Annotated in this window: 18 protein-coding genes and 1 pseudogene; 6 read left to right on the forward strand and 13 right to left on the reverse strand. The window is 69.8% G+C overall.

The window, feature by feature from the left end; genetic code table 11:
- Positions 1-55: 55 nt before the first annotated feature.
- Positions 56-4,060, reverse strand: coding sequence for a molybdopterin-dependent oxidoreductase (locus ACFWBF_RS09620; protein WP_385597946.1), 4,005 nt, complete (start codon positions 4,058-4,060; stop codon positions 56-58).
- A 374-nt stretch (positions 4,061-4,434) separates the two neighbouring features.
- Positions 4,435-5,439 carry a dihydroxyacetone kinase subunit DhaK gene (gene dhaK / locus ACFWBF_RS09625; protein WP_385597789.1) on the reverse strand — a complete coding sequence of 335 codons (1,005 nt, stop codon included), beginning with the start codon at positions 5,437-5,439 and terminating at the stop codon, positions 4,435-4,437.
- A gap of 325 nt (positions 5,440-5,764) precedes the next feature.
- Between dhaK and ACFWBF_RS09630 the strand changes: the two genes are divergently transcribed.
- The 3 genes from ACFWBF_RS09630 to ACFWBF_RS09640 all read left to right on the forward strand — a co-directional run bounded on the left by ACFWBF_RS09630 (position 5,765) and on the right by ACFWBF_RS09640 (position 9,967).
- On the forward strand, positions 5,765-6,613 hold the full coding sequence (locus tag ACFWBF_RS09630) for an MIP/aquaporin family protein (RefSeq protein WP_385597794.1): 849 nt from the start codon (positions 5,765-5,767) through the stop codon (positions 6,611-6,613).
- An 84-nt stretch (positions 6,614-6,697) separates the two neighbouring features.
- Positions 6,698-8,215: a glycerol kinase GlpK gene (glpK, locus tag ACFWBF_RS09635; RefSeq protein ID WP_385597797.1), complete on the forward strand. Its 1,518-nt coding sequence runs from the start codon at positions 6,698-6,700 to the stop codon at positions 8,213-8,215.
- A 39-nt stretch (positions 8,216-8,254) separates the two neighbouring features.
- Positions 8,255-9,967, forward strand: a complete 1,713-nt coding sequence (locus tag ACFWBF_RS09640) for a glycerol-3-phosphate dehydrogenase/oxidase (protein ID WP_385597800.1) — start codon at positions 8,255-8,257, stop codon at positions 9,965-9,967.
- A 31-nt stretch (positions 9,968-9,998) separates the two neighbouring features.
- Here ACFWBF_RS09640 and ACFWBF_RS09645 read toward each other — a convergent pair whose 3' ends face one another.
- The 11 genes and pseudogenes from ACFWBF_RS09645 to ACFWBF_RS09695 all read right to left on the reverse strand — a co-directional run bounded on the left by ACFWBF_RS09645 (position 9,999) and on the right by ACFWBF_RS09695 (position 20,137).
- Positions 9,999-11,690: a glycoside hydrolase family 27 protein gene (locus ACFWBF_RS09645; RefSeq protein WP_385597803.1), complete on the reverse strand. Its 1,692-nt coding sequence runs from the start codon at positions 11,688-11,690 to the stop codon at positions 9,999-10,001.
- 122 nt (positions 11,691-11,812) lie between these two features.
- The gene (locus ACFWBF_RS09650) at positions 11,813-13,288 is read right to left on the reverse strand and encodes a non-reducing end alpha-L-arabinofuranosidase family hydrolase (RefSeq protein WP_385597806.1); all 1,476 of its coding nucleotides are present in this window, start codon (positions 13,286-13,288) and stop codon (positions 11,813-11,815) included.
- Positions 13,288-14,031: a cupin domain-containing protein gene (locus ACFWBF_RS09655; RefSeq protein ID WP_385597951.1), complete on the reverse strand. Its 744-nt coding sequence runs from the start codon at positions 14,029-14,031 to the stop codon at positions 13,288-13,290. The genes ACFWBF_RS09650 and ACFWBF_RS09655 overlap by 1 nt, the downstream gene beginning before the upstream one ends.
- Positions 14,028-14,531, reverse strand: a complete 504-nt coding sequence (locus tag ACFWBF_RS09660) for a DUF6807 family protein (protein ID WP_385597809.1) — start codon at positions 14,529-14,531, stop codon at positions 14,028-14,030. Before ACFWBF_RS09660 ends, ACFWBF_RS09655 begins: the two co-directional genes overlap by 4 nt.
- Positions 14,528-15,083, reverse strand: a pseudogene (locus ACFWBF_RS09665) (Gfo/Idh/MocA family protein); the annotation flags it as partial. The gene ACFWBF_RS09660 and the pseudogene ACFWBF_RS09665, both read right to left, overlap by 4 nt.
- A gap of 47 nt (positions 15,084-15,130) precedes the next feature.
- Entirely contained in the window at positions 15,131-16,171 is a 1,041-nt protein-coding gene (locus ACFWBF_RS09670) for an endo-1,4-beta-xylanase (protein WP_385597811.1), read from the reverse strand.
- 6 nt (positions 16,172-16,177) lie between these two features.
- Positions 16,178-16,462 carry a glycoside hydrolase family 30 beta sandwich domain-containing protein gene (locus tag ACFWBF_RS09675; protein ID WP_385597814.1) on the reverse strand — a complete coding sequence of 95 codons (285 nt, stop codon included), beginning with the start codon at positions 16,460-16,462 and terminating at the stop codon, positions 16,178-16,180.
- A 56-nt stretch (positions 16,463-16,518) separates the two neighbouring features.
- Positions 16,519-16,911, reverse strand: a complete 393-nt coding sequence (locus ACFWBF_RS09680; RefSeq protein ID WP_385597817.1) for a hypothetical protein — start codon at positions 16,909-16,911, stop codon at positions 16,519-16,521.
- 124 nt (positions 16,912-17,035) lie between these two features.
- On the reverse strand, positions 17,036-17,866 hold the full coding sequence (locus tag ACFWBF_RS09685) for a carbohydrate ABC transporter permease (protein ID WP_385597820.1): 831 nt from the start codon (positions 17,864-17,866) through the stop codon (positions 17,036-17,038).
- Complete coding sequence (locus ACFWBF_RS09690; protein ID WP_385597823.1) at positions 17,863-18,852, reverse strand: carbohydrate ABC transporter permease; 990 nt, start codon at positions 18,850-18,852, stop codon at positions 17,863-17,865. The genes ACFWBF_RS09685 and ACFWBF_RS09690 overlap by 4 nt, the downstream gene beginning before the upstream one ends.
- Positions 18,845-20,137 (reverse strand): extracellular solute-binding protein, encoded by a 1,293-nt coding sequence (locus ACFWBF_RS09695; protein WP_385597826.1) that lies wholly within the window; start codon positions 20,135-20,137, stop codon positions 18,845-18,847. The genes ACFWBF_RS09690 and ACFWBF_RS09695 overlap by 8 nt, the downstream gene beginning before the upstream one ends.
- A gap of 233 nt (positions 20,138-20,370) precedes the next feature.
- Here ACFWBF_RS09695 and ACFWBF_RS09700 point away from each other — a divergent pair, with 233 nt between their 5' ends.
- From ACFWBF_RS09700 to ACFWBF_RS09710, 3 genes are all read left to right on the forward strand, one after another.
- Positions 20,371-21,384, forward strand: a complete 1,014-nt coding sequence (locus ACFWBF_RS09700) for a LacI family DNA-binding transcriptional regulator (protein ID WP_385597829.1) — start codon at positions 20,371-20,373, stop codon at positions 21,382-21,384.
- 170 nt (positions 21,385-21,554) lie between these two features.
- Positions 21,555-23,774, forward strand: a complete 2,220-nt coding sequence (locus ACFWBF_RS09705) for a glycoside hydrolase family 3 N-terminal domain-containing protein (RefSeq protein WP_385597832.1) — start codon at positions 21,555-21,557, stop codon at positions 23,772-23,774.
- The gene (locus tag ACFWBF_RS09710) at positions 23,771-25,240 is read left to right on the forward strand and encodes a glycoside hydrolase family 43 protein (RefSeq protein ID WP_385597837.1); all 1,470 of its coding nucleotides are present in this window, start codon (positions 23,771-23,773) and stop codon (positions 25,238-25,240) included. Before ACFWBF_RS09705 ends, ACFWBF_RS09710 begins: the two co-directional genes overlap by 4 nt.
- The last annotated feature ends 42 nt before the right edge of the window (positions 25,241-25,282 follow it).

The raw sequence follows: 25,282 nt of genomic DNA on the forward strand, positions 1-25,282 counted from the left end.
CGCGGCCCCTGGAGGCGCAGTGGGACGGGACCGTCCGATACGAAACCTCGGCGGATCAGTAGACGTCGCGAACGTACCGCTTGTCGGCGGCGAGCTGCTTGACGTACAGGGCCGCCCCGTCCTCGTCGAGGCCGCCGTGGGCGACGGCGATGTCGCGCAGGGCCCGGTCGACGTCCTTGGCCATCCGCGCGGCATCGCCGCAGACGTAGAAGTGTGCGCCGTCCTGAAGCCAGGACCAGAGCTGGGGGCCGCGTTCGCGCATCCGGTCCTGGACGTAGACCTTGGCGCGCTGATCGCGTGAGAAGGCGGTGTCGAGCCTGGTGAGGGTGCCGTCGGCGAGGAAGGCGGTGACTTCGTCCTCGTAGTAGAAGTCCGTGGCGCGGTGCTGCTCGCCGAAGAAGAGCCAGTTGACGCCGCGGTGGCCGCGGGCCCGGCGTTCCTCGAGGAAGCCGATGAAGGGAGCCACCCCCGTCCCAGGGCCGATCATCACCATCGGCGTCCCGGGAGCCGCCGGAGGCCGGAAGTGGGGGGAACGCTGGACGAAGACCGGGACCGCGGCGTCGGGCGCGGCGTCGGCGAGGAACGGCGAGCACACGCCCTTGCGGGGGCGGCCGTGGACGTTCTCGTACCGGACGACGGAAACCGTCAGCGACACCTGATGCGGGTCGGTGAGCGGGCTGGAGGATATGGAGTAGAGGCGGGGCCGGAGGCGCTTGAGGACGGTCGCCCACTCCTGGGCCGTGGCGCGGACCGGGTGTTCGGCGATGACGTCGACGGCCTGGCGGCCCCAGGACCACCGGGCGAGGTCGCCCTTGTTGTCGGGGCGCAGCAGCTTCTTCAGTTCGCGGTCGCCGGCGCGTTCGTTGATGAAGCCCAGCAGTGCGGGGGTGAGTTTGGTGATGTCCAGGTGACGGTGCAGGGCGTCGGCCAGAGCGAGCCGGCCGATGCCGGCGACCTCGACGGTTTCGGCCGGGTCGACTCCGGTGACGGCCAGCCATTGCGTCACGAGGTCGGGGCAGTTGACGGGGTTCACACCGAGAGCGTCGCCGGCCTCGTAGAGGAGCGGTGTCTCGCTGTCCCGGGTGTCGAAGGTGAAGCGGCGGACCTCCTTGACCGCCCCCGGAAGGCTGAGCAGCCGGTTGCCTGTCAGCCGTGCGGTGGCCAGGGCCTGCTGTGCGGTGCGCAGGGGTGCGGGAGCAGGTGCCGCGTCCGTCGCCGGCTGCCCGGTGAGATCGGCGAGGACCTGCTCCAGCCAGGCCTGAGCCGATGGCTCGTAGTCCGGTTCGCAGTCCGTGCGCGGTGCCAGACGTACGGCTCCCAGCTCGTCCAAGCGCTGGTCCAGGCGGCGTCCGTGGCCGCAGAAGTCGTCGTACGAGGAGTCGCCGAAGGCGAGCACGGCATAGCGCCGGCCGTCCAGGCGCGGAGTGTCGGCGGCCGTGAGGGCGTCCCAGAACCCGGCGCCGTTGTCAGGGGCGTCGCCGTCGCCGAACGTGCTGGTGATCAGCAGCAGATCGGCGGCAGGGGGCAGGGACTTCAGGTCCGTGTCGTCCATGCCGACGAGCGCGGCGCGGTGTCCCGCTGCGGCGAGCCGGTCGGCGGCGGCCGCGGCGAATTCCTCGGCGTTGCCGGTCTGCGAGGCCCACAGCACGACGACCTCACGGCCCAGGGCAGTGGCCCCCGCCGTGGCTTGCGCTGCGGTCTGCGGGGCTCGGGAGTACAGGCCGGCGAGCACTCCGTTCACCCAGCGCGCGTGCTCTTCCCTGAACGGCGCACCGGCCGGCAGAACGGGAACGCCGGGCGCGCCTGATTCCAGTCCGGCGAGGAATCCGACCAGGTACTGGCGTTCGTGCTCGGCGAGCACTGGCGGGGGTGTGCTCTGCAGCCCGAAGACGACGGCCGCGGGGGGCTGGACGGCGGTCGGCACGATCGCGGCGGGCTCCTGGGTGAGGGCGGCCACGGGTGCCGGAGCGACGGTCACCGGTGTGACGACCTTCGCCAGCGTCACCGCGCACATCTTGAACTCGGGCTGGAACGAGATCGGGTCGACGGCGTCGCTCGTCACCGCGTTGATGCTCAGGTACTCGCCGAACAGGTCGTTCCAGTGGAACGGAGCGAAGCAGCAGCCCGGGCGCACCCGGTCGGTGATGACGGCGGGCAGTACGGCGCGGCCTCGCCGGGAGGCGACTTCCACCGAGTCGCCTCCCTCTATCCCCAGGTGTTCCGCGTCCTGCGGGTGGACCTCGACGAAGGGTGCCGGGTTGAGCTTGTTGAGTTTGGGGACCTTTCCGGTCTTGGTGAGGGTGTGCCACTGGTGCTGGAGTCGCCCGGTGTTGAGGGCGAACGGGTAGTCGTCGTCGGGCATTTCGGCGGCGGGGAGGTGCGGGCGGGCGAAGAAGACGGCTCGTCCGCTCGCGGTGGGGAACACCGGGCCCCCGTCCTTGGACAGGTAGCGGATGGGGTTGCGGCCCGGCCCGTCGACGGTCGCGGCGGGCCATTGGACCGGCGTCTCGCGGAGCCGCTCGTACGTCACTCCGCGCAGGTCGTAACCGGTCTTGGGGTTCGCCGCGCGCTTGATCTCCTCGAAGATCTCCTCGGCGCTGTCGTACGAGAAGGCGTGGGCGTAGCCCATCGCGCAGGCGATGCGCGCGATGATCCGCCAGTCCGCGAGCGCCTCTCCCGGCGGGTCCACGGCGGGCTGGGAGAGGGTGAGGGTGCGTTCACTGTTGATCAGTACGCCCTCGGTCTCGGTCCACAGGGCGCCGGGGAGCACGACATCGGCGTACGCGTTGGTCTCGGTGTCGGCGAACACGTCCTGAGTGATGACGAGTTCGGCCGTCTCCAACGCCTCGATGACGGTCTTGCGGTTGGCGACCGAGGCGACCGGGTTGGTGCAGATGATCCAGCACGCCTTGATCTCGCCGTCCGCCATGCGCCGGAACATCTCGACGGTGCCCTTGCCGGACCCGTCCGCGCGTACGGCGCCGGACTCCAGCCCCCACAGCTCCTCGACGAAGGCACGGTCCTCGTCCACGAGCACCGACCGCTGTCCGGGCAGGCCGGGCCCCATGTAGCCCATCTCGCGGCCGCCCATGGCATTGGGCTGGCCGGTGAGGGAGAACGGGCCGCTGCCCGGGCGGCAGATCGCGCCGCCGGCCAGGTGCAGATTGATCAGGGCGTTGGTGTTCCAAGTGCCGTGGGTGGACTGGTTGAGCCCCATGGTCCAGCAGCTCATCCACTCCCCCGCCGCGCCGATCCACTGCGCCGCCCGCCGGATGTCCGCTTCCGGGATGCCGGTGATCTCGGCAACCGTCGCGGGCGGGTAGTCCGCGAGGAACTCCGGCATCGCCTCCCAGCCCTCGGTGCGCTCCGCGATGAAGCCGGCGTCCGTGTCGCCGTTCTCCACCAGCAGGTGCAGCAGGCCGTTGAGCAGAGCCAGGTCGGTCCCCGGCTTGATCTGCAGGAAGAGGTCGGCCTTGTCGGCGGTGGCGCTGCGCCGCGGGTCGACGACGATCAGCTTGGCGCCCGCCTTCACACGCTCCATCAGCCGCAGGAACAGGACGGGGTGGCAGTCGGCCATGTTGGAGCCGATGACGAAGAAGACGTCCGCCTTCTCGAAGTCCTGGTACGAACCGGGCGGGCCGTCGGCGCCGAGGGAGAGCTTGTAGCCGCTGCCCGCGCTGGCCATGCACAGACGGGAGTTGGACTCGATCTGGTTGGTGCGGACAAAACCCTTGGCTAGCTTGTTGGCCAGGTACTGGGCTTCCAGGCTCATCTGCCCGGAGACGTAGAACGCGACGGCGTCGGGCCCGTACTCGTCGATGACCGCCCGCAGCCGCAGGGCCGTACCGGCGATCGCCTCGTCCAGGCCGGCGGGTACCGGCTCGGCCCCGCGCTCGGCACGCACCAGCGCGGTGGCCAGACGTCCCGGGGCGGCGAGCATGTCGGCCGTCGTCGCGCCCTTGGTGCACAGCCGGCCGAAGTTGGCGGGGTGGGCCTTGTCGCCCGATGCCTTGAGGACCTTGCGGCGCCCGTCGGGACCCGAGCCGATGTCGAGGAGCATGCCGCAGCCCACACCGCAGTACGAGCAGACCGTCCGCACCTGGGAGACGGCCGTCGGCGAGTCCTGTGGGGGCACCGGATGGCCTCTCTGTTGTTCGACGCGTGCCCCGACGGTACGAAACGCCCATTACGTCGATGTGACTCCGGCCGATCACGGGCGGTAACGCTCGTCACACAGCCGTACGGTCGACGCTGTGAGGACGAGCGAAATCACGCACATGCCAGGTGAACCGGAGCGCGCCTGCGCATGTGCAGCGTGTTGTGCCCTGAAGTGTCGGCGTGGGTCCTGGCAAACCGGTAGCACGCTGTCACACATGGCAACCATCGCCAGCCGCCGAGGGGCCTGTCGGACGTCCGCCAGGCCCCTTCGAAGGGTCAGCGGCCCCAGCGCAGCGCTGCCGTCTGCACCGGCGCGTCCCACAGCCGCAGCATTTCCTCGTCGGCCCGGCACAGCGTCACCGAGCACCCCGCCATGTCCAGCGAGGTGACGTAGTTCCCCACGAGGGTCCGGGCCACCGGGACGTTGCGAGCCGCCAGCACCCGGGCCACCTCCGCGTGGAAGCCGTACAGCTCCAGCAGCGGCGTCGCGCCCATCCCGTTCACCAGGGCCAGTACCGGCCCGTCGACCGGGGCCGCCTTCGCCATGTCCTCCAGCACGGCACCCACCGCGACCTCCGCGATCTCCCCCGCCGGCATCATCGGGCGCCGCTCCCGGCCCGGCTCGCCGTGGATTCCGATGCCCAGCTCCAGCTCGCCGTCCGGCAGGTCGAAGGTGGGACTGCCCTTGGCGGGGGTGGTGCAGGCGCTCAGCGCCACGCCGAAGCTGCCCGAGGCCTCGTTGACCCGCCGGGCGACTGCGGCGACCTCCTCCAGCGGCGCGCCCTCCTCCGCCGCCGCCCCGGCGATCTTCTCCACGAAGAGCGTGGCCCCCGTGCCGCGCCGCCCGGCGGTGTACAGGCTGTCGGTCACCGCCACGTCGTCGTTGACCAGCACCCGCTCGACCCGGATGCCGTCCTCCTCGACGAGCTCGGCGGCCATGTCGAAGTTCAGTACGTCCCCGGTGTAATTCTTGACGACGAACAGCACCCCCTGCCCGGCCTCCACGGCCTTGGCCGCCCGCACCATCTGGTCGGGCACGGGGGAAGTGAACACCTCGCCCGGACAGGCGGCGGACAGCATGCCGTGTCCGACGAAGCCTGCGTGCAAGGGCTCGTGTCCCGAGCCGCCGCCGGAGACGAGACCGACGCGCCCGCCCTGCCGCGCGTCCCGCCGTACGACGACCCGGGCCTCGGCGTCCACGTCCAGGTCGGGGTGGGCTGCGGCCAGCCCCCGCAGGGCGTCCACGACCACGGTCTGGGGACTGTTGATCAGCATCTTCATCGTGTGCCTCCCGGTCGGAGCCGGCGGGTGAGCGGCCCGGCGCCCTCACGGAGCACCGGGCGCCGCGCGCCGGACAGGCGCGTCAGCGCGGGCACGCCGTACGAGCCGCGGGCACGCCCTACCAACAGTGTGCTGCCACGCCGCGGACATCCGCGAGCACTCGGGCGACCGCCTCGGAGAATGATCGAGGAACCCGAAGGGGGCACCGGATTCCGCAGGACCGGACCGCTCTCGCCTTTCCGGTACGGGCAGCCCGTCTTACGCTGAACCAGGGGGCTCGGGGCAGTCGAATGCCGGTCTTCGGACCGGCGGGAAGCGGGCACCCATGAAGGAGCGCCTCAAGGCATCAGGGCTGGTCGGCGAACTCTCGGCCGAGTTTGCCGGCACCATGATCCTCATACTCTTCGGCTGTGGTGTCGTGGCCCAGGTGGTCGCCGGCGGAGCCCTGACGACCCCCCCGGGCGGCCTCGGAAACCACGACAGCATCGCCTGGGCCTGGGGTCTCGGCGTGACCCTGGGCGTCTACGTCGCGGCAAGGCTGAGCGGGGCCCACCTCAATCCCGCGGTGACCGTCGCCTTGGCCGCCTTCAAGGGCTTCCCGTGGAGCAAAGTGGCCCCCTACGCGCTGGCTCAGCTGGCCGGAGCCTTCGTGGCCGCCCTGATCGTGCGCTGGAACTACTCCGAAGCGCTGGCCAAGGCCGACCCCGGCCACACCATCAAGACGCAGGGTGTCTTCTCCACGCTGCCGGCCAACGGAAACCCGAACCTGCCGGTGACCGAGTGGGGCGCACTGCGCGACCAGATCATCGGCACCGCGATCCTGCTCCTGCTGATCCTCGCGGTCACGGACCTGCTCAACACGCCTCCCGGTGCCAACCTCGCCCCGTTCATCGTCGGCCTGATCGTCGTGGCGATCGGCATGGCCTGGGGCACCAACGCCGGGTACGCGATCAACCCCGCCCGTGACCTCGGCCCCCGGCTGGCCAGCTTCCTCACGGGGTACGGCACGGCCTGGAGGGATCAGTACGGGAACTTCTACTTCTGGGTGCCGATCATCGGCCCGCTGATCGGCGGTCTTCTGGGAGCCGGTCTCTACAAGTTCTTCATCGGCAGGTTCCTGCCGACCGCCGAACCGGAGCCCCCCGGACGCGTACCGGCACCGGACGAGAGCTGACCCGAGCAGGGGCGGGCGGACACCGCCCGTCCCCTCCCGGACGACCAGCCCCCACACACGGCATCCCAAGAGGAGGCGGCACCCATGGCTGACTTCGTCGGCGCAGTGGACCAGGGGACCACGAGCACCCGTTTCATGATCTTCGACCACGCCGGCAACGAGGTGGCGCGGCACCAGCTGGAGCACTCCCAGATCCTCCCGCGCTCGGGGTGGGTCGAACACGACCCGGTGGAGATCTGGGAACGCACCAACTCGGTGATCCAGAACGCCCTCCGGCACGGAAACCTCGACGCCTCCGACCTGGCGGCCGTCGGCATCACCAACCAACGCGAGACGACCGTCGTCTGGGACCCCCGCACCGGCCGCCCGTACTACAACGCCATCGTCTGGCAGGACACCCGTACCGACTCCATCGCCGCTGCACTGGAGCGCGGCGGCCAGGGCGAGGTCATCCGGCGTAAAGCAGGGCTGCCACCGGCCACCTACTTCTCCGGCGGCAAGATCCAATGGATCCTGGAGAACGTCGACGGCGTGCGGGAGGCTGCCGAGCAGGGCCACGCCCTCTTCGGCAACACCGACTGCTGGGTGCTGTGGAACCTCACCGGCGGACCCGACGGCGGCATCCACGCCACCGACGTCACCAACGCCAGCCGCACCATGCTCATGGACCTGGAGACCCTCGACTGGGACGACGAACTGCTCGGCTTCTTCGGCGTACCCCGAGCCATGCTGCCCACCATCAACCCGTCCTCCCACCCGGAGGCGTACGGGCAGACCCGCACCTCCCGGCCGCTGCGCGAGGCCATTCCCATCACCGGTGTCCTCGGCGACCAGCAGGCGGCCACCGTCGGGCAGGTCTGCTACGCGCCCGGCGAGGCGAAGAACACGTACGGAACCGGCAACTTCCTGGTGCTCAACACCGGGACGGAACTGGTCCGCTCGCAGCACGGCCTCCTGACCACCGTGGCGTACCAGTTCGGCGACGACCCCGTGATCTACGCCCTCGAAGGATCCATCGCGGTCACCGGCTCCGCCGTGCAATGGCTGCGCGACCAGCTGAAGATCATCGGCGACGCCGCCGAGAGCGAGCGCCTGGCAAGGACCGTCGAGGACAGCGGCGGCATCTACTTCGTCCCCGCCTTCTCCGGCCTGTTCGCCCCGTACTGGCGCTCCGACGCCCGCGGGGCGATCGTCGGCCTGGCCCGCTACCACGACAGCGGCCACCTGGCACGGGCCACTCTGGAGGCCATCTGCTACCAGACCCGCGACGTGGTGGAAGCCATGGAGCAGGACTCCGGCGTCCACCTCGACGTGCTCAAGGTCGACGGCGGAGTCACGGCCAACGACCTCTGCATGCAGACCCAGGCCGATGTCCTCGGCGTACCGGTCAGCCGTCCCGTGGTCGCCGAGACGACCGCGCTCGGCGCCGCCTACGCGGCCGGGCTCGCCACCGGCTTCTGGCGGGACACGGACGAACTGCGCACCCACTGGCAGGAGTCCAAGCGCTGGGACCCCGAGTGGTCGCAGGAACGGCGCACGGAAGGGTACGAGGGCTGGAAGCGGGCGGTGGAGCGCACGCTCGACTGGGCCAAGGTCGAATAGGTTCCGGCCGCGCCCGCCCGCAGTACCGAGGAGGAGACCATGGTCGATCCGGTGGCGCTCTCACCCCAAGCCCGCACGCAGGCCCTCGCCGCCATGGGACAGGGCGAACTCGACGTCCTCGTCGTCGGAGGCGGCGTCGTCGGCTGCGGGGCCGCCCTGGACGCCGCCACCCGGGGCTTGAGCGTCGGACTCGTCGAAGCCCGCGACTGGGCGTCGGGTACGTCCAGCCGCTCCAGCAAACTCATCCACGGCGGCCTGCGCTACCTGGAGATGCTCGACTTCCGCCTCGTCGCCGAAGCGCTCAAGGAACGGGGCCTCATGCTCCGTTTCCTCGCCCCCCACCTGGTACGTCCGGTGCCGTTCCTCTACCCCCTGCAACACCGCGTCACGGAGCGCCCGTACGTCGGCACCGGCGTGCTGCTGTACGACGTGATGGCCCGGGCCTCCGGCACCTCCGGAGGCCTGCCCCACCACCGCCACCTGAGCAGGCACCGGGCCCTGCGCGAGGCACCTGCCCTGCGCTCCGACGCCCTGGTGGGCGCCATCCAGTACTGGGACGCCCAGGTCGACGACGCCCGGCACACCCTGTTCCTCGCCCGTACGGCCGCCTCGTACGGGGCACTGGCCGCCAACCGCACCCGCGTCAGCCGCTTCCTGCGACAGGGCGAGCGGGTGGTCGGCGCCGTCGTCACGGACCTGGAGAGCGGCGACGAGACGCAGGTGCGGGCCAAGCAGGTCGTCAACGCGACCGGGGTGTGGACGGACGACACCCAGGCCATGGCCGGCACCCGCGGCCAGTTCCACGTCCGCGCCTCCAAGGGCGTCCACCTGCTCGTCCCCCGTGACCGCATCAACTCCCGCACCGGTTTGATCCTGCGGACCGAGAAGAGCGTGCTGTTCGTCATCCCCTGGGGCCGGCACTGGATCATCGGGACCACCGACACCGACTGGACACTCGACAAGGCCCACCCCGCCCTCAGCTCCAAGGACGTCACCTACCTGCTGGAACACGTCAACAGCGTCCTGGTCACCCCCCTGGTCCCCGAGGACGTCGAGGGCGTCTACGCCGGCCTGCGCCCCCTGCTGTCCGGCGAGGCGGCGGAGACCAGCAAGCTGTCCCGGGAGCACCTCGTGGCCCATCCGGTGCCCGGACTCGTCGTGGTGGCGGGCGGCAAGTACACCACGTACCGGGTGATGGCCCAGCACGCGGTGGACGAGGCCGCCCGCGCCATGGACGAGAACGTCCCCGACTGCGTCACGCACCGCGTTCCGCTGCTGGGCGCCGACGGCTACCCGGCGCTGTGGAACTCGCGGCACCGGCTTGCCGAGCGCTCCGGGCTCCATGTCGCCCGCATCGAGCACCTCCTGAACCGCTACGGCTCCCTGGCGCCCGAACTGCTCGCCCTGGTGGCGGCCGACCCCCGGCTCGGCGAGGCACTGCCGAGCTCCGACGACTACCTGAGGGTCGAGGCCGTGTACGCGGTGACCCACGAGGGAGCCCGCCACCTGGAGGACGTCCTCGCCCGGCGCACCCGGATCTCCATCGAGTCCTGGGACCGCGGGGCGGACGCGGCGCTGACCGTGGCCCAGCTGATGGCGCCCCATCTGGGATGGGACCGGGCGCACCAGGACCGCGAGGTCGACCACTACCTCAAGCGCGTGGCCGCCGAGCGCGAGGCCCAGCAGCAGCCGGACGACCGGACCGCCGACGCGGTGCGGCTCGGCGCCCCCGACATCATCCCGGTGAACTGAACGGCCGCACACGAGCCCCCGTCTCTTGGCCTCACCGGGGTAGAGGCCGGCGATCCCCTGGCCGCTCGGGTGTCATGAGGGGATTGCCACGGTCAGACTCGGTCCACCGTTGGTTGGCGGCATTGTTGCATGTCCAGATCTGGAGGTAGACGCCGTTGGCCGTGGAGTTGCCGGGTACGTCCAGGCACTTGTTCGTGCCGACGGCGGTGATGCTTCCGTCGGTGTCGGAGCGCCACTTCTGGTTGTTCTGGCCGTTGCAGTCCCAAATGATCACGCTGGTACCGTCGGCGGTGCCGTTGTTGTTCACGTCGAGGCACTTGTTTCCGTAGACCCGCAGTTCGCCGGCCGCCGTGGAGGTCCACTGCTGGTTGCCCTGACCGTGGCAGTCCCAGATGTCCACCCGGGTTCCGTTCGCCTGGGAGGCTCCGGTGACATCGAGGCATCTTCCCGACCCCACGCCCTGGATCATGGACACGGGGTTGGGCGTTCCGCCGCTGACCCGGAACACTACGGTGCCATGGGACGGCACGCTCGCCGAGATGGCTCCGGGGGTCGAGGTGACGGCGTTCGTCCAGGCCTCACGCAAGGTGAAGGAGTTGCCGGACAGGCCGATCGCCGAGGTGGTGGTGCTGATCGTCGTCGTGCTGCCACCCTGGTTGAACAGCGCGACCGCGACGTCGCCGTTGCTCAGCCGTTTGGCCAGGATGCGGCGGGTGCCGTCGTTGCTGATCTGGGTGGCCTGGAGGCCGAGCGGGTCCTGGTTGATGGCGATCAGGTTCTGGTTCTTCATGATCGTGGCGGTCGCGGCGTCCATGTTCCGCATGTCGTTGCCCGCGATCACTGGAGCGGCCATGATCGCCCAGAGGGCGAAGTGGCTGCGCATCTCGGTGTCGGTCATGCCGCCCCGGCCGACCACCATCATGTCGGGGTCGTTGAACTGCCCCGGCTTGGCGTAGCCCGACAGGGGCGCGTTGACGTTGACGATGTTCTGGATGCCCATCGGGTAGCCGTTGGTCTGACCGGAGTTCCAGACGTTGGTGATGTCCTCGGTCGTGCGCCAGATGTTGGCGACGTCGCCCCAGTTCCGCTGCGGGCCGGTCTTCTCGTGGATGCTGTTGGGGTTGATGCTGTAGAGGATCGGCCGGCCGGTGGCCGCCAGGGCGTCGCGCATCTTCGCGAATGTGCGGACCTGGTCGTCGATGGTGCCGGTGGGGGAGCACCAGTCGTACTTGAGATAGTCGACACCCCAGGCGGCGAACTGCCGGGCGTCCTGGATCTCGTGGTTGAGACTGCCGGTGGCGCCCGGATAGGAGCCGAAGTACTGGGCGCAGGTACGGTCCAGGGGTGCCTGGTAGAGGCCGAACTTCAGGCCCCGGGCGTGCAGGTGGTCGCCGAGCGCCTTCATGCCGCTCGGGAATCTCGACGGATCGGCCTGCAGGTTGCCGGCGGAGTCGCGGGTCGGGTTGAACCAGCAGTCGTCGACGACGACGTACTGATATCCGAGGTCGCGCATGCCGGAGCTGACCATCGCGTCGGCAGTCTGGCGGATCAGCGTCTCGTTGATGTTGCAGCCGAAGGTGTTCCAGGTGTTCCACCCCATCGGCGGGGTGCGGCCCACGCCGTTGTCGAGCGCTTGAGCCTGGGTGGTGGGGGTGACCGTGGTGGCCAGGGCCAGGGCCAGGGCCACCATGGTCAGCAGCGTGAGATTTCGTTTCCTGCTCATGAGATCGCTCCTTGGCGAATCGAGGACCGGGTTCATGGCGGTGCGCGTGACCCGGGCGGGCTCGGCCTTGCGCCGAGCCCGCCACGCCGGCTCCACTGCGGAGCCGGACCCGTGTCACGTCGTCAGCGCTGCAGAGTCAGCAGACCCGGCCGGTAGGGCCACAGGCCGTAGTCGCCGCCGACGTTGGGGTCGCGTCCCTGGTAGAGGAACTGCAGGTTGCAGGGATCGACGGTAAAGGTCTGATCGGCACTGGTGCGGATCAGTTCGCCATGGCTGATGTCGTTGGTCCAGGTGGCGCCGCTGTTGGCCTTGCCGGCGAAGGGGCTGCTCTCGCTCCCGGCCTGGGGCGTCCAGGAACCGTCCAGACTGGTGGCCGTGAACGAGCGGAAGTAGCGGCCCTGCGAGCCGTCCGCCTCGACGATCATGAGGTAGCGGTTCTGGCCCTGGAGCTTGTAGACCTGAACGGCTTCGAACAGGTTGTTCGTCGTGTCGCTCATGATCACGGTCGAGTTCGAGCCGAAACTGCCCGGGAAGTTCCCGATCGGCATACTGGCCCGGTAGATCTTGCCGTTGTCACCGGCGAAGAACAGGTACATGTTCGTGCTGTCACCGATGAGGGTCTGGTCGATCGGTCCTGTTCCGGAGCCGGCGATGCTTCCGGAGAAGAGCACCTGCTGTGACGACCAGCCATTGGAGTTCGTGGGGTCGCTCGACGTCCGGTAGGAGAAGGCGCTCCCGCCACCCCACTGGTAGGTGAGCACCCAGATGTTCTTCGGCGCGAAGTAGAAGAGCGTGGGCGCGACGGTGGACGTCGACATCGCGTTCTGGCCGGCCGAGGCCATCTCCGACCAGTTGGTGAACGGGCTGAAGTTCATCGAGCCCCAGTTCTTCCCCGTGTCGTGGGTCGTCGCGTAAACGAGCTGCCGGCCGTTGTAGGGGGCGACGGTGAAGTCCTTGAGCGAGGCCCACCCCGGCTTGGGCTGCGCCAACGGGCCCGTGGATGTCCAGCGGTACGTCGACGGAAGATCGCACGGGCCGGGGTTGCCGCCACCGACCTTCACGAGCTGCCACTGCTGGTTGGTGCCGCCCCAGTCGTCGTACTGGACGATGTTCGCGTTGTCGGCGGTGGAGCCGCCTTGTACTTCGAGGGCCTTGTTGCTGTGGCGCGCGATGAGCCTCACGTAGCCGTCCGAGCTGTCGGCCAGCCGCCACTGCTGGTTGGTCCCGTTCGCGTCGGCCCACTGGACGATCGCGGCGCCGTTCGCGGTGGACCCGTTCTGGACGTCCAGCACCTTGCCGGAATGGCGAGACTTGATGCGGTGGTAACCGCCGCCGGAGTCGACGAACTGCCACTGCTGCTGGTTCTGATCGTTCCTGGTCCACTGGGTGATGCGGGCGCCGTCGTTGGTCGCCAGGTTGTAGACGTCCAGGGCCTTGCCGCTGTTGCGGTTGACCAGCACGTACGAGGCGTTGGGGTCGACGGCCGTCGCCGCGCCGGCGGGCTGCACACCGAGGAAGGCGGCCAGGAGCAGCAAGGGCGCGAGGACGGCGAGCAGGCGTCGTCTCAGGTGGACCGGGGATGGAGGGCGAGACCACATCAGAAGAGCTCCTTCGGGGGGTGGGGGCGGGGTGACCCCGACGGACCGCGGGGCGGACGCGTTGAGGGGTCGGGGACGGGATAGGTATGGAGGCGGCCGCACATGCCGAAGCGTTGGTGCTCCGGGCACTCCAGCCGTGACACTTCGCCGTGGTCGAGGTGGGAGAGGTCTCCGGCCTTCAGCCGTTCCAGCTGACGGCCGGTCGTGACGGCTGCGGCGAGGGCGCCGTCACGCCAGCGGATCCGCCAGGCGTCCAGGAGCTCGCTCTTCAGGCGGTGGGCCGCGATGTGGAACTCCTGCAGCCCGCCTTCGCGCAAGGCCAGGAAACCCTCCAGCGCCAGGTCGCGGCGGCGGCGCGCTGCCGCGGAACGGTCGCCGCTCAGGCCGGCCGCCCTCCGGTAGGCGTGGGGATCGGCCAGCACAGGAGCAGGGAAGGTGAAGACTGCGTCGCCCGCCTCGGAGAGTCCGCTGTTCTGCATGAGCACCACGAGGCGCAGGCCGCCGTCGTTGACGAGGCGGTGGATCGTGCCGGGGGTGAACCAGACGACGTCGCCGGGGAGCAGCGGGGTGTCGGCGAAACCGGAGGTGGTGAGAGTCTGGACGCTGCCCGCGCCGCCGATGACGACGTAGGCCTCGGAGCAGACGAGGTGCATGTGGGGCGTACCGCCGCACAGCCCGTCGGCGGCCTCCCAGTCGTACACGGTCAGCCCGGAGATCCCCACGCCGCCGGGGAGCGGGGTCACCACGGGTGTTCCGCGACATGGCGGGACAGGAGCGTGGAGGAGCGGTCGACCTCGTCGTGCGTGCCGATGAAGGCCACCCAGTCGCCCTGCTCGCCCATGGCGGGGCCGAGCACGTCGCCGCCGGTGAAGTCGCGCGGGCCGCGCCGGAACAGGCCGGAGTATCCGGCGAGCTTTCTGCCCTGCGTGCCGGGGCTGCCGAACATCAGGTCGGCGTCGCGGTTCGGCAGGTCCACGTAGCCCTGGCCGTGCAGGTAGGTGCCGCCGCCCCAGAAGTTCTGCCCCGACACCCACGACGCCGTGATCTGGATGCCCTTGTGCCAGCGGTGGTCGTGCGGCCGGTGCCCGGTGACCACGTCGTCGGCGAGCGTGCGCACCGGATGCAGGTAGGGCTTCGGCGCCTCGAAGGGGTCCATGACCGGCCGGTGCACGTACCGGAAGAGGTCGACGCCGCGAGCTCGGACGGTCAGCGAGTTCTCGTTCTCGAGGAGTTCGAACGTCATCGGAACACCCCCGGGCGCCCTCCGTCGAGCGAACCGTAGAACGGGTCGGCCGCGTCGATCTCTCCGCGCCGGACCGGCAGGCCGGTGATCGCGGCCTTGTACAGGGCGGTGACCAGTTCCGTCGCGATGGCTCCGTTGTCGAACCGGACCAGGGCCGTGGACACGTCCTCGGTCTGGACTTCGCGCGAGGCGGCCGGCCATCGCGCGTACCTCGGTCCATTCGCCGAGCACCGCGAGCATCAGGTCCATCTGGTGGATGCCGTGGCCCAGGGTCGGGCCACCGCCCTCGCCCTCCCAGGTGCCGCGCCAGGGCACGTCGTAGTAGGCGTCGTCGCGGTACCACGCCGTGACGCACTGCGCTACCAGCGGACGGCCCAGCGTCCCGGCCGTGATCCGGTCGCGCAGGTACCGGGCCCCCGAGCCGTGCCTGTGCTGGAACACCGCTCCCGCGACGGCGGGCCCTTCGGCGCCGCGGACCCGGTCGAGCTCGGCCAGTGACAGCGCCACCGGCTTCTCGCACCACACCCACGCCTGCGCCCGGAGGGTGGGAACGTGGCAGATGTCCGCGATCCCGCCCGTTCCGACGATCGCCGTCCTGATCATCCGCCCAGCACCTCCTTGATCGAGTGGTAAGCGGGCTTGGGCAGCAGGTTCTCGTCGTAGGGCAGCGCTGCGCCCTCGCCGGGGAAGACGGAGGGGATCCACGAGTACTTGTCCGTGTAGTCCCAGATCGTGACGCCGACGCACTTCTTGACCGCCAGGCAGGCCTTGACGTAGTCGGCGTACCAGGTGGCCTGGGTGGCGAGCTTCTCCGGGGTCGCGGGGAGAGCCATCCGGATGTCGAGCTCGGTGACCGCGACCTCGACCCCGAGGTCGGCGAAGCGCTGCATGTTCTGCTGGACGTCGGCGGGGAAGCCGTACTGGAGCGCCAGGTGGCCCTGGATGCCGAAGCCCTCCACCGGGACCCCGTCGGCCTTCAACTGCTTGATCAGGGTGTAGTAGGCGTCGCTCTTGGGGCCTATGCCGTCGACGTTGTAGTCGTTGAGGTACAGCTTGGCGTGCCGGTCGGCCTCGTGGGCCCAGCGCAGGGCGTCGGCTATGTAGCCGGGGCCGAGCGTCTTGTAGAAGAGCGATTCGCGGTAGGTGCCGTCTTCGTTGAAGGCCTCGTTGACGACGTCCCAGTGGATCACCTGGCCCTTGAAGTGCCGGACCTCCGTCTGTATGTGGTTCTTGAGGATGGCGCGCAGCTCGTCGGCGCTCCAGGTGCCCTCGGTGAGCCAGGCGGGGAGCTGGTTGTGCCAGATGAGGGTGTGGCCGCGGACCTTCTGGTGGTGGGCCTTGGCGAACCCGACGACCTTGGCGGCGGCGGTGAAGTCGAAGACGCCGCGCTCGGGCTCCGTGGCGTACCACTTCATGGCGTTGCCGGGGGTGGTCTGCCCGAATTCGCTGCCGAGGAGCTTCAGATAGGCGGCGTCGGTGAACTCGGGGTTGTCGGTGGCGGAGCCGAAGTACTTGTGGTGCTTCTCGGCCAGTTCGCCGAGCGTCCTGGGACGGGGCTCGGCGGCTGCGGGCGCGGCGGCGAGACCGGCCGAGAGGCAGATGGCGGCGGACAGGGCGGTGAGAATCCGGGACATGGACATGGCGGGCTACTCCTCGGGGGCTGGGCGGGTCAGTCGAGGACGATCGTGGTCAGCGCGCGCGGCGAGAGTCGCCGTGAGGGTCGTGCCCCGCGTGGAGACGATGTCGGCCGGGGTGATCGAGCGGGTCTCGTCGGTGACGTAGCCGTCGGGGTGCCGGTCGTGCCCGCCGCGAAGGGAGAATTCGGCGGAGCTTTCGGTGGTCGCGGTGTCGAGGATTTCGATCACGCGGCTGCCGTCGGTGTTGCGGAAGGCCGTGATCTGCAGTGCCGGGTCGGCGTTCGTGACCGGCACGCGGACGGCGCCGGGGCGGATGAACCGGCTGAAGGCGGCCAGCGCCCCCCTCGGGTCTAGCCGGTCCAGTAGACGTAGGCATTGGCGTGGCCGGCGGTCAGGGTGTTCTGGATGTCGGCCGCGACGGTGAGACCGTCGTAGCCGCTGCCGTCGTCCCAGCTCTCGTTCCAGGTGGTGCCGTCCGGTGACCATTCCGACATCCACACGCGCTTGTCGGTCGGCTGTGGGACCGCGGTCGGACCGCTGTAGCGGTGGCCGGTGATGCTCTGCACGGCCTTGCCGGCGGCGGGGTCCGCCTCGATGGCCTCGGTGTGGGCGACCTGCCGGTCCCAGCCCGCGGCGTCGCAGCAGACCACCCCGGTTTTCGATCCGGACGCGCGAACGGTCGGCCCGAGCACCTTGAGGAAGTCGACGACCTGCTGCGGGGCAGCCGGCAGGGTCGTCGGCATGGGGTCGTAGACCCTGTCGGTCGACGGCCGCCGCCTGCGATGTTAGCGCTAACAACATTGAGACTGTCGGTGTGGTCAGGCGTTTCACAACGTCTCCTCGGGGGTGAAGGTCACGCGCGACGAGTCAGCCCTTGGTGGCGCCCGCGGTGAGGCCGCCGATCAACTGCCGCTCGGCGACGGCGTAGAAGGCGAGGGCGGGGACCATGGCGAGCACGATGTAGGCGAGGACGAGCGCGTAGTCGGTCGAGTACTGGCCCTGGAACTGCTGGACGCCGACCGGGATCGTCTGCCATTTCGGGTTGTTGAACACCAGCAGCGGCAGGAAGAAGTTGTTCCAGCTCGCGACGATCGCCAGCACCGAAACCGTGCCGAGCGCCGGACGCGCCATCGGCAGCAGGATCTTCCAGAAGAAGCGGAACTTGCCGCAGCCGTCCACGATGGCCGCCTCCTCGACCTCCGCCGGGATGGTCCGGAAGAAGCCGCGCAGAATGATGATCGTCATGGGGAGACCGAAGGCCGCCTGCGGGAGGATCACTCCGAGCGGGTTGTCGAGCAGGTCGAAGTTGCGCAGCAGCAGGAACAACGGCAGGACGGCCACCGCGAACGGGAACATCAGCCCGATCGTGAACAGCGTGTAGAACAGCTCCCTGCCCCGGAAGGCGTAGCGGGCCAGCACGAACGCCGCCATTGCGGAGGCCGCCACCGTGCAGCATGTCGTGCCGATCGCGATGCCCGCGCTGTTGGCGATCTGCCGCCAGAACGTTCCGTCGCCGAGGATGCCGGTGTAGTTGCCGGTCTTCCAGTGCTCGGGCAGCCCGAACGGGTTGGTCGTCAGCTCGCCGGTGCTCTTGAACCCGGAGATCACCGCGTAGATCAGCGGCACGACGACGAACGCGCCGATCAGCCAGATCACGGCGTGCAGCGACAGGCCGCGTGCCGTCCGGCGGGCGTTCATCGGCCACCTCCCGAGGTGACGGCCCCGCTCAGGTCACGGCGGAGCACGTAACGCTGGTAGAAGAGGGAGAAGACCAGGCTGATCATGAACAACACCACGCTGATCGCACTGGCATAGCCGACCTGGTAGCGCTTGAACCCGAACTGGAACATCGAGATCGCCATCGTCTCGGAGGAGTGGTTGGGCCCGCCCGCGGTCATGACCCAGACGAGGTCGAAGAGCTGGATGGCCCCGATGATCGAAAGGAAGGCGCTGATCCGGATCGTCGGGCCGAGCAACGGCAGCGTCACGTGCCGAAAGCGCTGCCAGACGCCGGCGCCGTCGATGGAGGCGGCCTCCAGGATCTCGCCCGGGATGCTCTGCAGCCCGGCGAGGAAGAGCATCATGTGGAAGCCGAAGTACTTCCAGGTCATGACCACGAACAGGGTCGGCATGACCGTCGAGGGATCGGCGAGCCACTTGCCGCGCAGCCCCTCCAGGCCCAGGGCGCCGGCGAGATGGTCGGCCATGCCGGCACCGGGAAGGAAGATCATCGTGAAGAGGACCGCCGTGACCACCTCGGACAGGATGTACGGCGCGAAGAACAGCATCCGGTAGACGGCCCGGCCGCGCAGCCTCTGGTTGAGCAGGACCGCGGTGAACAGCGCGAACGGCAACTGCACCGTGATCGACAGGGCGATCAGGTACAGCCCGCGCCGCAGATCGCCGAGGAAGACCCGATCGTCGAACAGCTTGGCGTAGTTCTCGAAGCCGACGAAGTCGTCCATCGGGCCGGTCCCGCCCCACTTGAAGAAGCCGGTATAGACGGCGACGGCTATCGGGGCGAGGACGAAGACGAGGAAGAGGACCAGAGCCGGGACGAGGAACCAGGCGACCGACGCCCAGCTTCGCAACCCGCGCAGGAACGACCGTGCCGGTGCGGGCGGGCGCACCAACAGGGCGTCCTGCGTCCGCTCCTTGGTCAGGGTGGACACGGAGCTAGGCACCCTTCGCAGCCTCGGTGATCGACTTGGTGACCTGCTCGGGCGTCTTCTTGCCCGCGATGAGGTCGGCGACGCTGTCGTTGACCTCCTGGCCGACCGCCGGCGGGTAGGCCTGGTCGAGGAAGAGCTGGAAGCCCGTCGCCTTGACCAGGCTGTCGGCCACCACCTTCCTGTTGGCGTCGGCGAGCCGGCTCTCCGCGCCCTTGACCACCGGCAGGTAGCCGTTGGAGGCCAGCAGCTTGGACTCGTTTTCCAGGACGAAGAACTTCAGGAAGTCCAGCGCTTCCTTCGGGGCGCCCTTGCGCAGCGCGAAGCCGCCGCCACCGCCGAACACCTCAGTGACCTGGCCAACGCCGCCTTCGACCGTCGGGAAGGGGAAGAAGCCCAGGTCCGCTCCGAGATCGGCGCCCGCGTCCTTCTGCACCGAAGGTCCCCACTGCCCCATCAGCTCCATGGCGGCCTTGCCGTTGCCCATGGTCGCGGCCTGGCCTCCGGGGGTGGCGTAGCCGGCGCCGAGGAAGGCCGTCTGGAACGGCTGGAGGTCGACCAGCTCTTTGAGGTGGGTGCCTGCCTGGACGAAGCCGGCGCCGGTGAAGTCCTTGGTGGTCGCGGCCTGCTGCAGCGCGGGGAGGCCCGCGACGCGCATCGCGAGGTAGGCCCAGTAGTAGTGGCCCGGCCATTTCTCCTTGCCCGCGAGGGCGATCGGGGTGACGCCCGCGGACTTGAGCTTCCTGACGTCTTCGAGGAACTCGGCCCAGGTGGCCGGCGGAGCGGTGATCCCGGCCTTGGCGAAGAGCTTCTTGTTGTACCAGAAGCCGACCATGCCGACGTCGTAGGGCACCCCGTAGGTCCGGCCCTCGAACTGATAGGCCTGCAGCGAGACCGGGGTGAGGTCGGACGACCAGCCGAACGCGTCGGTGAGGTCCTCGACCAGCCCCGCGTCGACCTGTTGCTGCAGCACGCCGCCGCCCCAGGTCTGGAAGACGTCGGGGAGCTTGCCCGACGAGGTGGTGGCGGTCAGCTTGGACTTGAACGCCTCGTTCTCCAACGAGGTCGTCTTGATCGTGATGTTCGGGTGAGCGGCCGTGAACGCCGAGGAGATCTGCGGGAAGAGGGACTTGCCCGGTTCCGTCGTGGCGATGTTCCACCAGGCGAAGGTCACCTTGCCGTCGGCCGTCGGCTTGTCGCCGGAGTCGCCACTGCCGCAGGCCGTGGCGAGCGAGACGGACAGGGCGGTCAGGCCCGAGAGCGCCAGGAAGCTTCGTCGGCTCGGGGGGGTGTTGGTCATGGGACCTCCGGGGTGGGGAATGCCGGTTCGCGCTCGAAAACATTTCGCAACACTCTCGAATTCTGTGCTGCCATAAACTAGGAACGCAGGGCTTCTCGGTCAAGACCTCTCACCGATATATCCACCAACAGCGGCTTCTCTAGTGCTTGACAAGCAGGTCGCGCCGACCGGAAACTCTTCGAAAGTTTGCGATACCTGTCGTCAGCCCAAGGCGTCCGTGCAGAGGAGAGAAGTTGAGCGAGCAGCGTCCGACCCTGGCCGTCATCGCCGCGGAGGCAGGGGTCTCCCAGGCCACCGTGTCCAAGGTGATCAACGGTCGCTCCGACGTCGCACCCTCGACGCGCGAACGGATCGAGAGCCTGCTGCGATCTCACAACTACCTCCACCCCGGCCGGCAGGGCAGGGCCCGCAGGTCGGGCCTGGTCGACTTGATCATCGGCGGTCTGGACAGCGCGTGGGCGGTGGAGATACTGCGCGGCGTCGAGGCCGAGTGCGCCCAGCGGAGCGTCGGCACCGTCGTGTCGCTCGTCCCGCCGGGCGAGGCCACGCCGTCGAGCTGGGCCGCACTGCCGGTCCTGCACCACAGCGACGGCGTCATCCTCGTCACCGCCTCGGTCACCCAGGCCCAGCGCGCCCAGGTCGAACAGGCCGGGGTGGCGCTGGTCGTCATCGACCCGATCGACCTGCCGGGCAACGGTGTTCCGAGCATCGGCGCGACCAACTGGGCGGGCGGCCTCGCCGCCACGGAGCACCTGCTGGAGCTGGGGCACCGCCGGATCGCCACGATCGGCGGGCGCAAGGAGATGCTCTGCAGCCAGGCCCGCATCGACGGGTACCGGGCCGCGCTGGAGCGGGCCGGGATCGAGGTCGACCGCGACCTGATCCGGTTCGGCGACTTCCAGCACGAGGGCGGGTTCCAGCGCGCCCAGGAACTGCTCGCCCTCCCCGAGCCGCCGACCGCCATCTTCGCCGGGAGCGACCAGCAGGCGATGGGCGTCTATGAAGCCGCCCGGCAGGGCGGCTTGAGCATCCCGCAGGACCTCAGCGTGGTCGGCTTCGACGACCTGCCGATGTGCGAATGGCTGTCACCACCGCTGACGACGGTGCGCCAGCCGCTGGAGGAGATGGGTCGGCTCGCCGCCCGCACCCTTTTCCAGCTCCTGGACGGCCAGCCCCTGGTCAGCCCCCGGATGGAGCTCTCCACCGAGCTCAAGGTCCGGCTCTCCACCGCCCTGCCCCGTCTCTAGTGCTGTGACCGGCAAGGTTCACCGTGTCACGGCGCCCGGCACGGCACCTCGCCGTGTTGTCGGGCCGCCCGAGTACGTCCAGTACAAGCGGCGGCCCTCCGCCTTGCGATGCACCGCACGGAACACCGCGACCCGGCAAACCTTCCCGGCCACAGCACTAGGAGAACTCCTTGACCGAGCCCTGGCGTGACCCCCTGCTGCCCGTATCCGTGCGAGTTGCCGATCTGTTGAAACGGATGACGCTGGAAGAGAAGGCGGGTCAGCTCACCGGCTTCTGGGCGCTGCCTTCGGATCCGGGAACACCGGTCGCGCCGATGGAGGACGATTCCGGCGAGTCCGCGCCCGGCCTCGACGACATCGTCGCCCACGGGCTCGGCCAGCTCACCCGGGTGTACGGCACCGCGCCGATCACCGCGGAAGCCGGCATGGCGCGGCTCGCCTCGCTCCAGCAGCAGGTGACCGGATCCGGCCGGTTCGGGATACCGGCGGTCGCTCACGAGGAGTGCCTGACCGGGTTCATGACGTTGGGGGCGACGGTCTTCCCCGCGCCGCTGGCCTGGGGCGCATCCTTCGACCCCGGGCTCGTGCGCCAGATGGCCGCCGCCATCGGCGCGGGGATGCGGCGGGTCGGCGTCCACCAAGGGCTGGCTCCGGTACTCGACGTGGTCCGCGACTACCGGTGGGGCAGGACCGAGGAGTGCATCGGCGAGGATCCCTATCTCGTCGGAGCGATCGGCACCGCCTATGTGCAGGGCTTGGAAGGCGCCGGGATCGTGGCGACGCTCAAGCACTTCGCCGGGTACTCGGCCTCGCGCGGCGGCCGGAACATGGCTCCCGTCGCCTCGGGGCCGCGCGAGTTCGCCGACGTGCTGGTCGAGCCTTTCGTACGGGCACTGCGCGAGGGAGGCGCCCGGTCGGTGATGAACAGTTACACCGACGTGGACGGTGTCCCGGTGGCCGCCGACGAACGGCTGCTGACCGAACTGCTCCGGGGTGAGCTCGGTTTCAGCGGTGTGGTCGTCGCCGACTACTACGCGGTCTCTTTCCTGGAGACCCGGCACGGCGTCACCGGATCGCGCGGCGCGGCCGGCGCGCTGGCGTTGACCGCCGGAATCGACGTCGAGCTGCCCACGGCCCGCTGCTACGGCGAGCCGCTGACCGAACTCGTGCGGTCGGGAAGCGTACCCGAGGAGCTCATCGACCGGGCCGCGGAACGGGTCCTGGTGCAGAAGGCCGAGCTCGGCCTGCTCGACCCCGACTGGGAACCCGTCACGCCCGAGCCGGTCGACCTCGACCCGCCGGAGAACCGGGCACTGGCCAGGCTCCTGGCCGAACGGTCCACCGTGCTGCTCGCCAACGACGGCACCCTGCCGCTGCAACCGTGCCGGGTCGCGATCAGCGGGCCGTACGCCGACGACCCTCGCTCCTTCCTCGGCTGCTATTCCTTCCCCAACCACGTCGCGCTGCCCGGCGACCTCGGGCTGGAGATCCCGACGCTCGGCGAGGCGCTCACCGCTGCCGGGTTCACGGTCACCGCGGACGATCCGGACGTGAACGTGCTGGTGCTCGGGGACCGGGCGGGCATGTTCGGCCGGGGCACCTCCGGAGAGGGCTGCGACGCCGACACCCTCGACCTGCCCGGCGACCAGGCCGCACTCGCCTCCGCCGTTCTGGACTCCGAGGTGCCGACCGTCCTGGTCCTCGTCTCCGGACGGCCCTACGCGCTCGGCACGCTGGCCGAGCGCGCAGCGGCCGTGGTGCAGGTCTTCTTCCCCGGCGAGGAGGGCGGGACGGCGCTGGCCCGGATCATCAGCGGGGCCGCGGAACCGTCCGGGCGGCTGCCCGTCTCCATCCCCCGCCGGGTCGGCGGCCAGCCCGGCACCTACCTGCACGCCAGGCTCGGCGGGCACACCGACTGGAGCTCGGCGGACCCGACCCCGCTGTTCCCCTTCGGACACGGGCTGAGCTGGACCAGTTTCACCTGCTCGGAGCTCTCGGTGGATCCCGTCGCCGCGACGGACGGGGCCGTCGCCGTTTCGGTCACCGCACGCAACGTCGGCGAGGTGACCGGGACCGAGGTGGTCCAGCTGTACCTCTCCGACCCCGTGGCGTCCGTCGTCCGGCCGCAGCGGTGGCTCGCCGGATTCGCCAGGGTCGAGCTGCAGCCGGGCGCGGCCGCCCGGATCACCTTCTCCGTCCATGCCGACCGGACCTCCTTCACCGGGCTCGACCTGCGCAGAAGAGTGGAGCCCGGGGAGATCGGCGTGGCCGTCGGACGGTCCAGCGGCGATCTTCCGCTCCAGGGCTCCTTCACTTTGGAGGGCCCCGTACGCCACCCGGCGGCCGACCGGGTGCTGTCCGTGCCGGTCGAGATCGTCCCGGTTCCATGACCGGGGTCTTCGGTGATCCCGTGCTGCCCGGGTTCCGGCCCGACCCGTCCGTCTGCCGAGTGGGAGCGGACTACTACCTGGTGACGTCCAGCTTCGAATGGTTCCCAGGCCTTCCCGTGTTCCACAGCCGCGATCTCGTGAACTGGCGGCGCATCGGCTCCGCGCTCGACCGGGCGTCTCAGCTCGACCTCAACGGGTGCGAGCCCTCACGGGGCCTGTTCGCACCGACGATCCGGCACCATGACGGGGTCTTCCATCTCGTCTGCACGCTGATGGACGGCCCCGGCCATTTCGTCGTCACGGCGACCGACCCGGCGGGGCCGTGGTCGCAGCCGCACTGGCTGGACGGCGAGGGCTTCGACCCGTCGCTGTTCTTCGACGACGGACCGGACGACAGCGACGGCCGGGCCTGGTTCACCGCCGCCCGCGTACTGGACGAGGCCGCCGGCCGCACCGAGATCTGGATGCGCGAATACCTTCCCCGCGAACGACGGCTTACGGGACCCGAGCACGTCCTGTGGTCGGGAAGCCACCCGGGCGCCCGATGGGCGGAAGCCCCGCACCTCTACAAGATCGACGGCACCTATCTTCTGCTCACCGCCGAGGGCGGCACCGACGTGGACCACAGCGTGGTGGCCGCCCGCGCCGACCGCGTGACCGGCCCCTACGAGAGCGCCCCCGGCAACCCGGTGCTACCAGCCGCCAAGGGACCGGTCACCTGCACCGGGCACGCCGACCTCGTCCAAACCCCGTACGGCGACTGGCGGGCCGTCCTCCTGGGCGTCCGCCCGGGCTCCGCCCTCGGCCGCGAGACCTTCCTCAGCCGGATCACCTGGGACGACGGCTGGCCGGTCTTCTCCCCCGTCGTCCACACCGACCTTCGCCGCCCCCTCCACGACGGCTTCGACACCCTCTCCGCCGACTGGAGCACCCTGCGCACCCCGCCCGCGCGGTTCTGGACCACCGGCGACGGGCTCCGCCTCCAGCTCCGCCCCGAACGCCTCGGCGAACGCACCACCCCGTCCCTCCTGGCCCGCCCCCAGGAACAACCCGACTGTGACGTCTCCACCGAACTGCACTTCACCCCCGCCGCACCGGACGAACAGGCGGGCCTCGCCGTAGTCCTCGACGACGACACCCATCTCCTCTTCCTTCGCACCGCGGAAGGACTCAGCCTCCGCCGCGGGCCCGAGGTCCTGGCCGGCGTTCCCGTCCCCCCGGGCCCCGTTCGCCTCGGAGTCCGCATCCGCGGCTTCAGCCACACCTTCGCCTACGCGGCACCCGGCGGTGCCTGGCAGGACCTGACCACCGTCGAAGCCACCTTCCTCACCCCGCTGTTCACCAGCATCCAGCTCGGCCTCTACGCCACCTCCAACGGCCGCCCCTCCACCACCCAAGCCCACTACACGTGGTTCGACGTCACGTACCCGGGCCGACAGGAACCGCCGGGACACCAGCGTCGATGATGCCCGCGGTCCGTCCCGGATCCCGGTCGGCGTCCCGGCGGA

Origin of the sequence: Streptomyces sp. NPDC060028, from assembly GCF_042736725.1 — a bacterium.
GTDB lineage: Bacteria > Actinomycetota > Actinomycetes > Streptomycetales > Streptomycetaceae > Streptomyces.

What these genes read in the sequence shown, in the direction of transcription:
- ACFWBF_RS09685 (WP_385597820.1), bottom strand. Translation starts at nt 17,866, where the DNA reads ATGAACGCCCGCCGGACGGCACGCGGCCTGTCGCTGCACGCCGTGATC.
- ACFWBF_RS09695 (WP_385597826.1), bottom strand. Translation starts at nt 20,137, where the DNA reads ATGACCAACACCCCCCCGAGCCGACGAAGCTTCCTGGCGCTCTCGGGC.
- glpK (WP_385597797.1), top strand. Translation starts at nt 6,698, where the DNA reads ATGGCTGACTTCGTCGGCGCAGTGGACCAGGGGACCACGAGCACCCGT.
- ACFWBF_RS09660 (WP_385597809.1), bottom strand. Translation starts at nt 14,531, where the DNA reads ATGACGTTCGAACTCCTCGAGAACGAGAACTCGCTGACCGTCCGAGCT.
- ACFWBF_RS09670 (WP_385597811.1), bottom strand. Translation starts at nt 16,171, where the DNA reads ATGTCCATGTCCCGGATTCTCACCGCCCTGTCCGCCGCCATCTGCCTC.
- ACFWBF_RS09620 (WP_385597946.1), bottom strand. Translation starts at nt 4,060, where the DNA reads ATGCTCCTCGACATCGGCTCGGGTCCCGACGGGCGCCGCAAGGTCCTC.
- ACFWBF_RS09630 (WP_385597794.1), top strand. Translation starts at nt 5,765, where the DNA reads ATGAAGGAGCGCCTCAAGGCATCAGGGCTGGTCGGCGAACTCTCGGCC.
- ACFWBF_RS09650 (WP_385597806.1), bottom strand. Translation starts at nt 13,288, where the DNA reads ATGTGGTCTCGCCCTCCATCCCCGGTCCACCTGAGACGACGCCTGCTC.
- ACFWBF_RS09645 (WP_385597803.1), bottom strand. Translation starts at nt 11,690, where the DNA reads ATGAGCAGGAAACGAAATCTCACGCTGCTGACCATGGTGGCCCTGGCC.
- ACFWBF_RS09640 (WP_385597800.1), top strand. Translation starts at nt 8,255, where the DNA reads ATGGTCGATCCGGTGGCGCTCTCACCCCAAGCCCGCACGCAGGCCCTC.
- ACFWBF_RS09710 (WP_385597837.1), top strand. Translation starts at nt 23,771, where the DNA reads ATGACCGGGGTCTTCGGTGATCCCGTGCTGCCCGGGTTCCGGCCCGAC.
- dhaK (WP_385597789.1), bottom strand. Translation starts at nt 5,439, where the DNA reads ATGAAGATGCTGATCAACAGTCCCCAGACCGTGGTCGTGGACGCCCTG.
- ACFWBF_RS09680 (WP_385597817.1), bottom strand. Translation starts at nt 16,911, where the DNA reads ATGCCGACGACCCTGCCGGCTGCCCCGCAGCAGGTCGTCGACTTCCTC.